Raw genomic sequence first — 13,158 nt, forward strand, 5'->3', positions numbered from 1 at the left:
GGCGATACCTTGCGTTGCGGCCGTCATGGCCGGTTTCGGCGCGGCTGAAGACCCTAACTTAATAGAGAATTATGTCGCCAAGGCCAAGTTCTCGCGCCAATGCGAGCGCGTCGTCTTTTGTGGCGCCGGGCTTCAAATGGCTGAGTGTGAGACGGGTCGCGTTATGGCCGTTGAGCAGCACCTGCTCTTCATCGACCGCGCCGAGGATAGCGAAGCGTTCGGCCAGCGCTATGGCATTGCGCTGATTGGCGAAAGTGCCGAGGCCGAGCTTGACGGCGCGGCTATCGGCATCGACGCTCTTGGCCCAGGCCTGCAAATCCGGCGTGCCGGCGGCCATGGAATTGACGGCGGCAAAGGCCGAGCCGATGCCGGCATCAACGCTTTGAGGCGTTGCGTCAGCATAGGAGAACAAGCCATTGAAGAAATTCGTCGTCATGCCGACGAGGCTGCGATTGCTCTCGGCCGAGGCGACGCGAATATTGCCGGTGTCGAAATCGTTGGGGCCGGAATAGCTGGCCATGAGGGTGCGGGTGTCATCGCCTTCGAGCGGGGCGGCGCCGACATATTGGACCTGCACATTGGCCGAGCCGTTATTGACATAGCCAAGCATGGCGGCGGCCTGGTGCGAGAGGTCGACAACGCGGCCGGCGACATAGGGGCCGCGATCGTTGATGCGGACGATCAGGGAGCGGCCATTGTCCTGGTTGGTAACGCGGACATAGGACGGCAGCGGCAGGGTCGGGTGCGCGCCAGTGATGGCGTTGGCCGAGAAGATTTCGCCATTTGCGGTGCGGCGGCCATGGAAATCGGAGCCATACCAGGAGGCGGTGCCGGAGGCCTGATAGTTCGGATCGTCCTTCGGCACATAGGTTTTGCCGCGCACGGTATAGGGCTGGCCGACCTGATAGCGGCCACCGCCGCGCGGCGGATTGGGGTCATTGGTGACGCGGGGCGAGACGGAAACGCCATATTCCTTGGAGGTGAAGGCGCCACGCTTGACGGTGGCGCCGAGCCCCCCTGCTCCACCCATGCAGGCAGCAAGGGTCGGGGCGATCAACGCACAGAGGGCGAGGGTGCGGACGAGGTTGCGCCAAGTGGTCACGGTACTTTTTACTCAACACGCTTGGTTCACGGCGCACGTATTTTTGGACGCGCGCGGACAATTCCCCGCAAAATGTCGCCAAGCTGGTTGAGGAGACGTTAATGCTGACAGAGTGTTAGCATTTGAAGCCGCATTGCGCCGATTTAGGTAAACGCGGGGTAAAGCCTGTTTTCGCTCGCGAATTTGACATTGTGGGGAATATGGCCATCATGGGCGGCATGAGCACGGATTTCATTTTCACCCCCCAGACACGCGATGGTCATCGCCTGGCAGGCTGATTGCCTGGTGTTGCTACCTGCCTAAAAGGCAAGAGCGGCACCAGGAGGCTCCAACCAATCCCACATTTTTCATGCCTGACGGCGCCTGCGGATCGCGGGTGCGTTTTGGCATGCCTGTCCCGAGACAATTGCGATGACCTTCAAGTATTCCGTCACCCTCCCCATCAGCGGCGGCAACAAGCTTAGCCGGTTCAAGGACTGGGCCGACCAGCATGTGCCCGATGTGCGCTACAGCCTGCCGCCACAGACGCCGATCAAGACCGAAACCATGACCGTGCGGCTCGCTTCGCTCGAAGAGCGGCAGCGGATGCTGCAGGCCTTCGCACGATCCTCGCAGATGTGAGGGAGTACGATGCCAGCGCTGAGATTTTGCCGGTCTTGTGCCGGTCCGCGCCCGAGGGCGGCACGGCGGTGTCCGTGGTGTCACCGGGACTATGATGGCCCGACCGCCCCGCCCGAGCATCTCTTCGATGCGCCGGGGGGCCGGAACGGATTTGGCAGGAAGGAAACAGGAGACCAGGCGAGATGACGACGCTTTCGCTGAAAGACTGGGCGCAATCGCCCGAGATCATGATCGGGGCGCGGGAGCACCGGCGGCTGACCACCGCGGCGCTGATCGATGTGGAACAGGATTCCGATCAGGTGGACTTTTTGCTCTATGAGCTGGATCGGGCGGTGGTCGTTGAGGACACCATGCTGCCGGCAGACATTGTGCGGCTCGGGAGCGTGGTGAGATTTCGCGTGGCGTCAGGCGAGGAGCACACGATCAAGCTGGTATTGCCCGAGCATGTCACCGGGCGCGATACCTATCGGCTGTCGGTGACATCCAAACATGGCGCGGCGCTTTTGGGCTTGCGGCCAGGGCAGATCATTGCCTGGGTCGATGCGAGCGGCGCGGCGCATAGCGTGGAGGCGCTGAAGGTGGCGAACGCGGGGTGAGCGGGGCGGCGTTTTGCCGCCCCCAGTCTTGAGTTCAGGACAAGAACGGCACCAGCGGCGTGTCGGCCCTGAGATAGAGCGGGTGTTTGGGGGAGCCGTCGGCATTGGTGCCGAAGCACCAGAGGTCGAGTTTGTCGGCGCGGAGGGTGTCGACGAGTTCGCGGCCGGCAGGGGCGAGGGCTTTGTTGAGTTTGCCGTGGCAGAGGACGATGCGCCCTGCCCCGTTGGCGGCGGTGCGGATGGCCGGGAGGTTGGCCGGGGAGACGGCGACCGTGCCGGGGAGCAGCAGGGATTTGGGGTCGGTGGCGCGATAGTCGCCGACATTGCATTTGACCATGGCGGAAAAACCTTCGCGGCGGGCAAAAGTCCATTCGCGAGCGCAGGTGGGGTCATCCACCGTGGCATCGGCGGTGGAGGGGTTCATGCCGATGAAGAGGATGTAGTTTTCCGGAAAAGTGTCGCCCAGCCAGCGGCGCATGAGCTGGCGGTAGCGGCCGTCGGGGCTCATGACGGCATCGCCTGAAACCCCGGCGCCGAGGCGCAGGCGCACCTTGCCGCCGGGATCGTGGCCGGTGTCGCCGAGGTCCAGAGACGTCTGGCTCATGCGGTGAGATCGCTCGGGGGCACGAGGCCGTTGATGAGCGAGGCGGTGGTGATGGTGTTTGCCAAGAGGCAGGCGATGGTCATGGGGCCGACGCCGCCGGGAACCGGGGTGATGGCGCCCGCGACTTCGGCCGCGGAGGCGAAATGGACGTCACCGACGAGCTTGGTTTTGCCTTCGCCCTTTTCGGGAGCAGGAACGCGATTGATACCCACATCAATGACCACGGCACCGGGTTTTAGCCAATCCCCCTTGACCATTTCGGGACGGCCGACGGCGGCGACGACGATATCGGCCTGACGGACGACATCGGCGAGGTTCTGGGTCTTCGAATGGGCGACGGTGACCGTGCAATTGTCCCGCAGCAGGAGCTGCATCATCGGCTTGCCGACAAGGTTGGAGCGGCCGATGATGACGGCGTTCTTGCCTTCGAGATTGCCGAGGTGATCGCGCAGCAGCATGAGCGAGCCGAGCGGGGTGCAGGAGACCGGGCCGGGCAGACCGATCTGGACCTTGCCGACATTGGCGGGAGTGAAGCTATCGACGTCCTTCATGGGGTCGATGGCTTCGATGACCTTGTTGGGGTCGATGTGCTTGGGAACAGGCAACTGCACGAGAATGCCATGAACGGCGGGATCGGCATTGAGCTGATGCACCAGGGCCAGAAGGTCGGCTTCCGATACGTCTTCGGGCAGTTCGTGCTTGAACGAATTCATTCCGACTTCGGCGGTCTGCTTGGCCTTATTGGACACATAGACCTGGCTGGCCGGGTCGTGACCGACGATGACGACGGCGAGGCCGGGGGTGATGCCGTGCTCGGCTTTTAGGCGGGCGACATGACCGGCGATACGACCGCGCAGATTCTCGGCAAAGAGTTTTCCGTCGATGATTTTTGCGGTCATGGTGGCCTCGTTTTCATAGGGATTTAGAGGCGCAGGAGGGTGTTCCCGCGTTTCGGCTTCGACATAAGGGATGTGTCGTGATCCGTCCATTGGTTTGGTGGAGGGATTGGGGCATGGTTTGCATGCATCGGGGGCACGCCCTCGTCCTTCGAGGCTACGCTGCGCTTCGCGCCTCAGGATGAGGACTACTGGGGTGGCGTTGAACGCGTCCGCTAACCGATCTTGATGATCTCAAGTTCCTGGTCACCGAGCATGGCGATGTCGCCGGGGCTTTTGCCGAGGAGGGCTTGGGCGATTGGGGAGGCGTGGGAGATGGTGCCGGATTTGGGGTCGGCTTCGTCTTCGCCGACGATGCGGTAGGTCTGCACGCGGCCATCGTCGCGGGTGAAGGTGACGGTCAGGCCGAAGGCGACGGTTTCGGCGCTGGAGGGCACGGGCACCAATTGGGCCGTGCGGAGGCGTTCGGAGAAATAACGCAGATCGCGGAGCGGGACGGCGGACAGGCGGCGGCGCTCGTTGATGTCTTCATTTGCCTGTGCGGCTTCGAAGGCGGCGCGGGCGGCCTGCACCTGGGCTTCGAGTGCCTTGAGGCCCGCTTGGGTGACGAGATTGAGACCGGGCGGAATGGGGCGATCGGGGAGGACGGATTCCGAGGCGGTTTCAGCACTGTCTTCTTTGGTGAAGGCTACGCTCACGCTGTGGGGACTCCGTCAATGCTGGGGTGGCACGCTCTCGCAGTTCGAGGCGACGCTGCGCGCCGCACCTCACTGTGAGGGCTACTGAACCATGTGAGGTCTAATGGGCGGTCGGGCAAAAGAAAAGACCGTCCGACATCGCTGCCGGACGGCCTTGGGGGACATGATCCGCCGCGCTGTTGAGGGCTTGGGGGACAAGCGGCCAACCACATCCTGCTCACCGGTTTGCATGGGTCGTTTGCCGTGCCGATGAACTGAGTGAAAGATGGTGGGCAATTGCGGCAATAAAAGTACGGCTCACCGAAGTGTGAAGCTGGTCGTGCGTGTCACGCAGGTCCGTTGAGAAGGTGTCATCCCGTCCCTATAGTGAACGGTCAAACCGGCGCGATTCCAATGAGCGCCCGCGGCCCAGTGGCCGGCAGATGAGGATGGTTCATGACGACGATTAGCCCGCCGCGCCTCGAAACCCAGAGCTTTACCGATCCCGAGGCCGCCTGGGAGCATATCGCCCACATCTACTATCGGAACTGCGATTTCATTCGCGACCAGCTGGCGCGCCTGACGCGGGGGGAAATTCCGCAGGGGCGGGTGCGGGCCTGCTACCCGCAGGTGGAAGTGCGCTCGACGAGCTATTCCAAGCATGAAAGCACCCTGCCCTATGGGTATCTGCATACGCCGGGGATTTACCGCACGACAGTGACGGCGCCGGAACTGTTCAAGACCTATTTCCAGGAACAGTTCACCGTGCTGCTGCACAATCATGGCGGCACGATCGATGTGGGTGAATCGGACACCCCGATCCCGCTGCACTTTGCGCTGCCGGCGCATGAGCATGTGGATGGCGCCGCGCTGAATGCGCTTGGTATTCCGCTGCGCGACGTTTTTGACGCGCCTGATCTCGCCAATACCGACGACGAAATTGCCAATGGCACCTATGTGCCGCCGCGGGGTGGGCCTTATCCGCTTTCGGCCTTTACGGCGCCGCGGGTGGATTATTCGCTGTTCCGGCTGGCGCATTATACCGGCACGGCGGCCGAGCATTTCCAGAACTTTGTGATTTTTACCAATTACCAGTTTTACATCGACGAATTCTGCCGGGTGGCGAAGGCGTGGATGGCGGACGGGCACGCGCATTATCAGCGGTTTATCGAGCCAGGGAATGTGTTCACCGACAATGCGCTCACCGGGGGCGCGGTGACTGGATCGCCGCCGCCACGGGCGCCGCAAATGCCGGCCTATCATCTGGTGGGGGATCGCGGGCGCGGCATTACCATGGTCAATATCGGCGTTGGGCCGGCCAATGCGAAGACCATTACCGACCATATCGCGGTGCTGCGGCCGCATGCCTGGATCATGCTGGGGCATTGTGCCGGCTTACGGAATAGCCAGGAGCTGGGCGACTATGTGCTGGCGCATGCCTATGTGCGCGAGGACCATGTGCTCGATGCCGACCTGCCGCTGACCGTGCCGGTGCCGGCGCTGGCCGAGGTGCAGGTGGCGCTGGAGCAGGCGGTGGAGGAAATCACCCAGACCGAGGGGATCGAAACCAAGAAGATCATGCGCACCGGGACGGTGGCGACGTTTGATAATCGCAACTGGGAATTGCGGGATCAGACGGAGATCGTAAGGCAATTGAGCCAATCGAGGGCGGTGGCGCTCGATATGGAGAGCGCGACGATTGCGGCGAACGGGTTCAGGTTCCGGGTGCCTTATGGGACGCTGCTGTGTGTTTCGGACAAGCCGCTGCATGGGGAACTGAAGCTGCCGGGCATGGCTTCGGACTTTTATCGCACGCAGGTCAATCGGCATTTGCAGATTGGACTGAGGGCGATGGAGATTCTCAGGGATCAGCCGGCGGAGCGGTTGCATTCGCGGAAGTTGCGGAGTTTTGCGGAGACGGCGTTTCAGTAAAAGTAGACCTCATCCTGAGGCGCCCGCCAAAGGCGGGCCTCGAAGGGCGAGGTCGTGCCCGGATGTTTCGTGCCACGCCCTCGTGGTTCGAGGCTACGCTGCGCTTCGCACCTCACCATGAGGGCTACTGGTATATTGAAAGAGGCCGGTCGTTTGACCGGCCTCTTCTGTTTCAGTCGCGTTCGAGTAGCGCTTTCCAGATTATGGCGCCGAGGGCGGCGCCGGCGAGCGGGGCGAGGATGAAGAGCCAGACCTGACCGAGGGCGCCGTTTTGGGCGAAGATGGCGGCGGCGATGGAGCGGGCTGGATTGACCGAGGTGTTGCTGACCGGGATCGAAATCAGGTGGATCAGGGTCAGGCCGAGGCCGATGGCGATGGGGCCGAAACCGACGGGCGCATTGCCGTGGGTCGAGCCCAGGATGATGATCAGGAAGAAGGCGGTGAGCACGACTTCGGCGATCAGCACGGAGACGAGGCTATAGCCATGGGGCGAGAGGGCATCGTAGCCGTTTGAGGCAAAGCCACCGGCGACGAAACCGGCCGTGCCCGAGGCGATGGCGAAGAGCACTGCAGCGCCGAGGACGCCGCCGACGAGCTGGGCGACCCAATAGGGCAGCAGGTCCTTGTACTGAAAGCGGCCGGCAATGGCGAGGCCGAGAGACACGGCGGGATTGAAGTGGCCGCCGGAAATGTGGCCGACGGCATAGGCCATGGTCAGCACCGTGAGGCCGAAGGCCAGAGCGACGCCGGCATAGCCGATGCCAAGTTCAGGAATGCCGGCGGCAAGAACGGCGGAGCCACAGCCGCCGAATACTAGCCAGAATGTACCAAATGCTTCGGCAGATAGACGCTTTATCATACCCAAAGACTCCCCAAGTGCAGATGATTCTACATCTGGCATCTTATGCCTGGTTTTTGGGCAGTAAACTCAAATGAAAAGGGCGGACATATTGCCCGCCCCTTCCCCAATCTGCGATTTTGTTTACCGGCCCTTCACGACCGAGTAGCCAGCGTACTTGGCCGAAGAACCAAGCTGCTCTTCGATGCGGATCAGCTGGTTGTACTTGGCCAGACGATCGGAGCGCGAGAGCGAGCCGGTTTTGATCTGGCCGCAATTGAGCGCGACGGCGAGGTCGGCAATGGTGGAGTCTTCGGTTTCGCCCGAGCGGTGCGACATGACCGAGGTGTAGCCGGCGCGGTGGGCGGTATCGACGGCGTTGAGGGTTTCCGAGAGCGAGCCGATCTGGTTGACTTTCACCAGGATCGAATTGGCGGTGCCCATCTTGATGCCCGAGACGAGGCGCGCGGTGTTGGTGACGAAAAGATCGTCGCCCACGAGCTGGACGTTCTTGCCGATGGCGTCGGTCAGAGCCTTCCAGCCATCCCAATCGTCTTCGGCCATGCCGTCTTCGATGGTGATGATCGGGTAGCGGGCGGCGAGATCGGCGAGGAATTTTACGTTTTCTTCGGAGGAGAGCGACTTGCCCTCGCCGACCATCTCGTACTTGCCGTTCTTGTAGTATTCCGTCGCGGCGCAATCGAGGCCGAGGAAGATGTCCTCGCCGGGCTTGTAACCGGCCTTTTCGATGGAGCGCATGATGAAGCCGAGGGCTTCATCGGCCGAGCCGAGGTTCGGCGCGAAACCGCCTTCGTCGCCCACATTGGTGTTGTGGCCTTCGGCGGAGAGACCCTTTTTGAGGGTATGGAAGATTTCCGAACCGATGCGGACGGCGTCGGCAAGGCTTTCGGCGCCGGCGGGCAGGATCATGAATTCCTGCATGTCGATCGGATTGTCGGCATGCTCGCCGCCATTGATGATGTTCATCATCGGGACGGGCAGCACGTGGGCGTTGGGGCCACCGACATAGCGATAGAGCGGCAGTTCGCTCGACTCGGCCGCAGCCTTGGCGACGGCAAGGGAAACGCCGAGGATGGCATTGGCGCCGAGGCGCGACTTGTTCGGGGTGCCATCGAGATCGATCATGGCCTGATCAACGCCGAGCTGATCGAGGGCATCCATGCCCTGAATTTCGTCGAAGATGGCGGTGTTGACGTTTTCGACGGCCTGGGTGACGCCCTTGCCATTGTACTTCTTGCCGCCATCGCGCAGTTCGACGGCTTCGTGGGCGCCGGTCGATGCGCCCGAGGGAACGGCGGCGCGGCCAAAACTGCCGTCATCCAGGACCACATCGACTTCGACGGTGGGATTGCCGCGGCTATCGTAAACCTGGCGACCCTGGACATGGATGATGGACGACATGGAAATTCCCTTCGGGGCAGTTTTCTGGGTGTGGAGCCTGTCTAGACGGGCCGTGTGACAGATGAAAGAGGGGCGCGCAAAAATACTCGCCGCTCAGGTGCGAAGACGGCCATTGGCAACGAGCCAGGCAAGGGATTCTTCCACGGCGGCCAGGGATGAATAGCGCGGGGCGTAGCCGAGGAGACGGCGGCCTTTTTCGATGGAGCAATTGGGGCTGCGGGAGATGTGGTCCCAGGTGGCGTTGGCGTTCTCTTCGGTCTGGCGCGATTTCCATTCTTCCCACGGGGCGAAGGCGAGATTTGGCTCGTGGCCAAAATAGCGGAAGATGGAACTGGCATAGTGGCGAAGGGTGACGGCACCGGGCGAGACGGCGTGAAAGGCTTCGCCGGTGGCGGCGCGCCAATTGGTCATAGCTTGAATAAGCAGGACGGCGATGTCGTCGGCGTGGATGTGGTGGACGGTTTCCATGCCGATATTGGGGAGTTCGAGCCGCTCGCCGCGGGCGATGGTTTCGAACACAGCGAGATCGCCATTGCCGGCGGGATTGAGCGGGGCCCAGCCTTCCCCGACGATGTGGCCGGGGTGGATGATGGTGGCGGGGAAATTTTCGCGGCGGGCGAGATCGAGCAGATAGGCTTCAATGGCGGCTTTCTCGATGCCGTATTCGCCGAAGGGGCGTTTGGTGACGTCTTCCGGTGTCGGGACGACCTCGGAAAGGCCGTGGGTCCAGATGGTGCCGATATGGAGGAAATGCTGCACGTTGCCCTTGAGGGCTTCGACCAACTGGCGGGCGCTATCGAGGGTGAAGCAGATATTGTCGATGACCACATCGCCCTGGAGATTGGCGATGGTGGAGCCGAAACTGCCCTGGCGCTCCAGCGCATCGCGATCGAGGGCGATGCTTTCGACCTGGGACCAGGCGGGGTCGGGCAAATAGGGTTTTGAGGTGCCACGGGTGACGGCGACAACATTGTGGCCGAGGCGCACGAGGCGCGGCACGAGATAGGTTCCGATATGGCCGGTGGCCCCGATAACGACAACGCGTGCCATTGAAATTCCTCTCCCTCGGCTGGCTTGCCTCGTCCTAGCATGAGGACGAGGCGTGGCCAAACCATGTGGTGAGGATCAAGCGGCGACCTCTTCGGTCTTTTCCAATTCAAATCCCTCGTCGATCCAGCCGGTTATGCCGCCGGCCATGATCTTTACGGGGCGGCCGAGTTCGGCGAGGCGCAGGGCGCCGCGGGCGGCGCCGTTGCAGTGGGGGCCGGCGCAGTAGGTCACGAAGAGCGTGTCGGCGGGGTAGTCTTCCATCCTGGAGCGGATGATCTTGCCGTGCGGCAGGTTGATGGCGCCGGGGACGTGGCCGCGGCCGAACATGACGGGGCTGCGGACGTCGAGGAGGACGAAGTCCGGACCCTTGGCGAGGGCGTCGTGGACGTCCCAGCAATCGGTCTCGAAAGCGAACTGGGCGGCGAAATGTTCGCGGGCGAGGACGCTCGGGGCGGCGGGCGTGGCGGCTACGGATGTGGGCATTTGGGTTCTCCTTCGCCTCTTGGATAGGAGCGCCCTGCCCGATTGAAAATTGGCGTGAATGACAATATGCGTAGACATCATGCCAAACTTGACCGGTCCGCTTGTTGTCGCCCTGCTCTACGATGGGCTTTGCACGTTTGAATTCGGCATCGTGACCGAGGTCTTTGGGCTCTCGCGGCCGGAAATGGGAACCGGCTGGTATCGGTTTGCCTCTTGCGCGGTCGATGAAGGGCCGATGCGGGCGCATGGCGGGCTGACGGTGATTGCCGATCATGGGCCGGAGATTTTGGCCGAGGCGGATGTGATCGTCGTGCCGGGGTGGAAGGGTGCGGATGCGCCAGTGCCCGAGGCGCTGGCGGAGCAGTTGCGGGCGGCCCATGCGCGGGGCGCGCGGTTGGCTTCGATCTGTTCGGGGGCGTTTGTGCTGGCGGCGACGGGGCTGCTCTCGGGCGGGACGGCGACGACGCATTGGCGCTATGCGGACAAGTTGCGGGAGCGGCATCCGGATATCACCGTGGATGATGCTTCGCTCTATCGCATCCACGATCGGATCCATACTTCGGCCGGGAGTGCGGCGGGGATCGATTTGCTGATTGAAATGGTGCGGCAGGATTTTGGGGCGGCGGCGGCCAATTCGGTGGCGCGGCGGCTGGTGATGCCGGCGCATCGGGCTGGTGGCCAGGCGCAGTTTCTGGAGCGGCCGGTGGGCGTGCGGGAGGGCACGGAGATCGGGCCGCTCTTGGAGGAGGTTCGGAGGAGTCTCGATGCCGATTGGACGGTGGCGCGAATGGCCGACGAGATGAGGATGAGCCTGCGGACTTTCCTGCGACGGTTTGCCGAGGCGACCGGGCAATCGCCGGGGGATTGGCTGGCAGACGAACGGGTTGGCGAGGCCAAGCGGCTTCTTACTCAGGGCAATCCGGGGATGGAGGATGTGGCTGTCGCGGTGGGCTTTGGAAGCGCGCACACGCTGCGGCATCATTTTCGGCAGAAGGTGGGGATTAGTCCGAGTGAGTATCGGGCGCGGTTTTTGGAGGTGGCGGCGGAGTAAGCGCCACATCTGCCTTGGGGGGAACCTTCTCCCGCAAGGGGGAGAAGGCACTGTGCCACGCCCTCGTGGTTCGAGGCCCCGGGCAAGCCCGGGGCACCTCACCATGAGGACTACTTAATCGGGCTGATGCTCACTTCGACGTCTGCCGAATGAAGCCGAAGGCGATCAGGGTGATGATTGCGGCGAGGATCATGTAGTAGCCCACGGTGTGGAGGCCGTAGGTGGAGGCGAGCCAGGTGGCGATGTAGGGCGCGAAAGAGGCGCCGAAGATGCCGCCGAGGTTGAAGGTGAGCGAGGCGCCGGTATAGCGCACGGCGGTGGGGAACGGCGCGGCGAGTGCGGTGCCGAGGGGGCCATAGGTCATGCCCATGAGGGCAAGGCCGATGCAGAGGAAGCCGAGGACGCCCCAGACGCTGCCCGAGCCAAGGAGCGGCGCCAACAGCAGGCCGAAGATGCCGATCGAGATTGACACGCCAATCATGACCTTGCGCATGCCGAAGCGATCGGCGAGGACGGCGGAGATGGGGATGAAGGCGCCGAAGAAGAGGACGCCGACCATCTGCAGGATGAGGAATTCTTCGCGGCTATAGCCCAGTGCGCTGGTGCCGTAGCTGAGCGAAAACACCGTCATGATGTAGAACAGCACGAAGGTGGCGAGCGCAGCCATGGTGCCGAGCAAGAGGCTCAGCTTGTGGCTCTTGAAGACGTCGAGGAACGGGACTTCGACGCGCTCGGACTTTTCGACGGCTTTGGCGAATTCCGGGGTTTCGGTGATTTTCAGGCGGATGAAGAGGCCGAAAATGACCAGCACGGCGCTGGCGAGGAACGGCACGCGCCAGCCCCAGGACATGAAGGCTTCATCGCCAAGGAAATGGGCGAGGACCAGAAAAATGGTGGTGGCGAAGAAGAAGCCGACCGGAGCACCGAGCTGGGGGAACATGCCGTACCAGGCGCGCTTGCCTTCCGGCGCATTTTCAGTGGCGAGGAGGACAGCGCCGCCCCATTCGCCGCCAAGACCAAGCCCCTGCCCCAGACGGCAGAGCGCCAAGAGCAGCGGCGCGGCAATGCCGATCTGTTCATAGGTCGGCAGCGCGCCGATGAGGACGGTGGAAATGCCCATGGTGAGGAGCGCGGCGACGAGGGTCGCCTTGCGGCCGACCTTGTCACCGAAATGGCCGAAGAAGGCAGCGCCGATGGGGCGCGCGAGGAAGGCGATGGCGAAGGTGGCGAGCGAAGACAGCAGCGCGGTGTTTTCGTCCGTCGAGGGGAAGAAGAGGTGCGGAAAAACGATCACCGCGGCGGTGGCGTAAATGTAAAAGTCGAAGAATTCGATCGTGGTGCCGATCATGCTCGCGGCGAGAACGCGGCGGGCGGAATTCCTCGGCGCGGCCGCCGGGGTCGAGATGCTTGTGGTGGTCATGGTCGTCCGGGATGGTTTTACAATTCAGGCGCGGAAATAGCGCGCCTCCATCCCGATAGTCCGCGCTAGAACCAACGATTGGGTTGGGGAGTACCGCAGAGTACGGTTTGGGGCAAGGGTATTATATTTGTGGGCCTGTGCGTGGGGCTCCACCCCCTCCCGGCCTCCCCATCAAGGGGGAGGTGGCGCATCGAGTCTGGGGGTAGATTTAGCCAAAGTCACTGACCTGGACCTCCCCCTTGATGGGGAAGGATGGGAGGGCGGGCTTGGGTGTTGCCCTTCAGTCCTCGAGTTTGTGGCTGTCGAGGTGTTTTTTGGATTGGGATTTTTCGGTGGTGTCTTTGAGCTTTTCGCTCTTGGTGCGGCCGAATTTTTGGCGGTTGGCTTCGGCGGCCGCGAGCTTTTCGGTGCGGGCTTTGGCTTTCCGGACTTTGGAGAGGGAGATGATTTCGGCCATGAGACGCGC

At 62.6% G+C, this 13,158-nt stretch carries 14 protein-coding genes; 4 read left to right on the forward strand and 10 right to left on the reverse strand.

Annotated features, from left to right (window positions below):
• Positions 1-58 precede the first annotated feature (58 nt).
• Positions 59-1,102, reverse strand: coding sequence for a septal ring lytic transglycosylase RlpA family protein (locus ASD83_RS03730; protein WP_320409095.1), 1,044 nt, complete (start codon positions 1,100-1,102; stop codon positions 59-61).
• A gap of 411 nt (positions 1,103-1,513) precedes the next feature.
• On the opposite strand from ASD83_RS03730, the gene ASD83_RS03735 reads away from it, so the two are divergent.
• On the forward strand, positions 1,514-1,723 hold the full coding sequence (locus ASD83_RS03735) for a hypothetical protein (protein ID WP_056308064.1): 210 nt from the start codon (positions 1,514-1,516) through the stop codon (positions 1,721-1,723).
• A 182-nt stretch (positions 1,724-1,905) separates the two neighbouring features.
• Positions 1,906-2,319: a GreA/GreB family elongation factor gene (locus ASD83_RS03740; protein ID WP_056308066.1), complete on the forward strand. Its 414-nt coding sequence runs from the start codon at positions 1,906-1,908 to the stop codon at positions 2,317-2,319.
• 34 nt (positions 2,320-2,353) lie between these two features.
• On the opposite strand, the gene ASD83_RS03745 is transcribed toward ASD83_RS03740, so the two are convergent.
• From ASD83_RS03745 to greA, 3 genes are all read right to left on the reverse strand, one after another.
• Positions 2,354-2,923: a DUF1643 domain-containing protein gene (locus tag ASD83_RS03745; RefSeq protein WP_056308068.1), complete on the reverse strand. Its 570-nt coding sequence runs from the start codon at positions 2,921-2,923 to the stop codon at positions 2,354-2,356.
• Entirely contained in the window at positions 2,920-3,822 is a 903-nt protein-coding gene (gene folD / locus ASD83_RS03750; RefSeq protein ID WP_056308069.1) for a bifunctional methylenetetrahydrofolate dehydrogenase/methenyltetrahydrofolate cyclohydrolase FolD, read from the reverse strand. The genes ASD83_RS03745 and folD overlap by 4 nt, the downstream gene beginning before the upstream one ends.
• A 212-nt stretch (positions 3,823-4,034) precedes the next feature.
• On the reverse strand, positions 4,035-4,517 hold the full coding sequence (greA, locus tag ASD83_RS03755) for a transcription elongation factor GreA (protein ID WP_056308071.1): 483 nt from the start codon (positions 4,515-4,517) through the stop codon (positions 4,035-4,037).
• A 435-nt stretch (positions 4,518-4,952) separates the two neighbouring features.
• Here greA and ASD83_RS03760 point away from each other — a divergent pair, with 435 nt between their 5' ends.
• Positions 4,953-6,428 (forward strand): AMP nucleosidase, encoded by a 1,476-nt coding sequence (locus tag ASD83_RS03760; protein WP_056308073.1) that lies wholly within the window; start codon positions 4,953-4,955, stop codon positions 6,426-6,428.
• Positions 6,429-6,600: 172 nt separating this feature from the next.
• Here ASD83_RS03760 and aqpZ read toward each other — a convergent pair whose 3' ends face one another.
• From aqpZ to ASD83_RS03780, 4 genes are all read right to left on the reverse strand, one after another.
• Positions 6,601-7,287: an aquaporin Z gene (gene aqpZ, locus ASD83_RS03765; protein ID WP_056308075.1), complete on the reverse strand. Its 687-nt coding sequence runs from the start codon at positions 7,285-7,287 to the stop codon at positions 6,601-6,603.
• A 123-nt stretch (positions 7,288-7,410) separates the two neighbouring features.
• Complete coding sequence (gene eno, locus ASD83_RS03770; protein ID WP_056308077.1) at positions 7,411-8,688, reverse strand: phosphopyruvate hydratase; 1,278 nt, start codon at positions 8,686-8,688, stop codon at positions 7,411-7,413.
• A gap of 93 nt (positions 8,689-8,781) precedes the next feature.
• Positions 8,782-9,738: an NAD-dependent epimerase/dehydratase family protein gene (locus ASD83_RS03775; protein ID WP_056308079.1), complete on the reverse strand. Its 957-nt coding sequence runs from the start codon at positions 9,736-9,738 to the stop codon at positions 8,782-8,784.
• A gap of 75 nt (positions 9,739-9,813) precedes the next feature.
• The gene (locus ASD83_RS03780; RefSeq protein WP_056308081.1) at positions 9,814-10,221 is read right to left on the reverse strand and encodes a rhodanese-like domain-containing protein; all 408 of its coding nucleotides are present in this window, start codon (positions 10,219-10,221) and stop codon (positions 9,814-9,816) included.
• Positions 10,222-10,300: 79 nt separating this feature from the next.
• On the opposite strand from ASD83_RS03780, the gene ftrA reads away from it, so the two are divergent.
• Complete coding sequence (ftrA, locus tag ASD83_RS03785; RefSeq protein ID WP_082560933.1) at positions 10,301-11,272, forward strand: transcriptional regulator FtrA; 972 nt, start codon at positions 10,301-10,303, stop codon at positions 11,270-11,272.
• A 130-nt stretch (positions 11,273-11,402) separates the two neighbouring features.
• Here the strand turns inward: ftrA and ASD83_RS03790 are convergent, their stop codons facing one another.
• Together ASD83_RS03790 and ASD83_RS20580 are read right to left on the reverse strand one after the other, a co-directional pair.
• A complete protein-coding gene (locus tag ASD83_RS03790; RefSeq protein WP_056308086.1) occupies positions 11,403-12,692 on the reverse strand; it encodes an MFS transporter in 1,290 nt (429 codons plus the stop codon).
• Between the two features lie 280 nt (positions 12,693-12,972).
• Positions 12,973-13,149, reverse strand: coding sequence for a DUF4169 family protein (locus tag ASD83_RS20580; protein WP_082560934.1), 177 nt, complete (start codon positions 13,147-13,149; stop codon positions 12,973-12,975).
• Between the last annotated feature and the right edge of the window lie 9 nt (positions 13,150-13,158).

This window comes from Devosia sp. Root685 (assembly GCF_001427875.1).
Classification (GTDB): Bacteria; Pseudomonadota; Alphaproteobacteria; order Rhizobiales; family Devosiaceae; genus Devosia.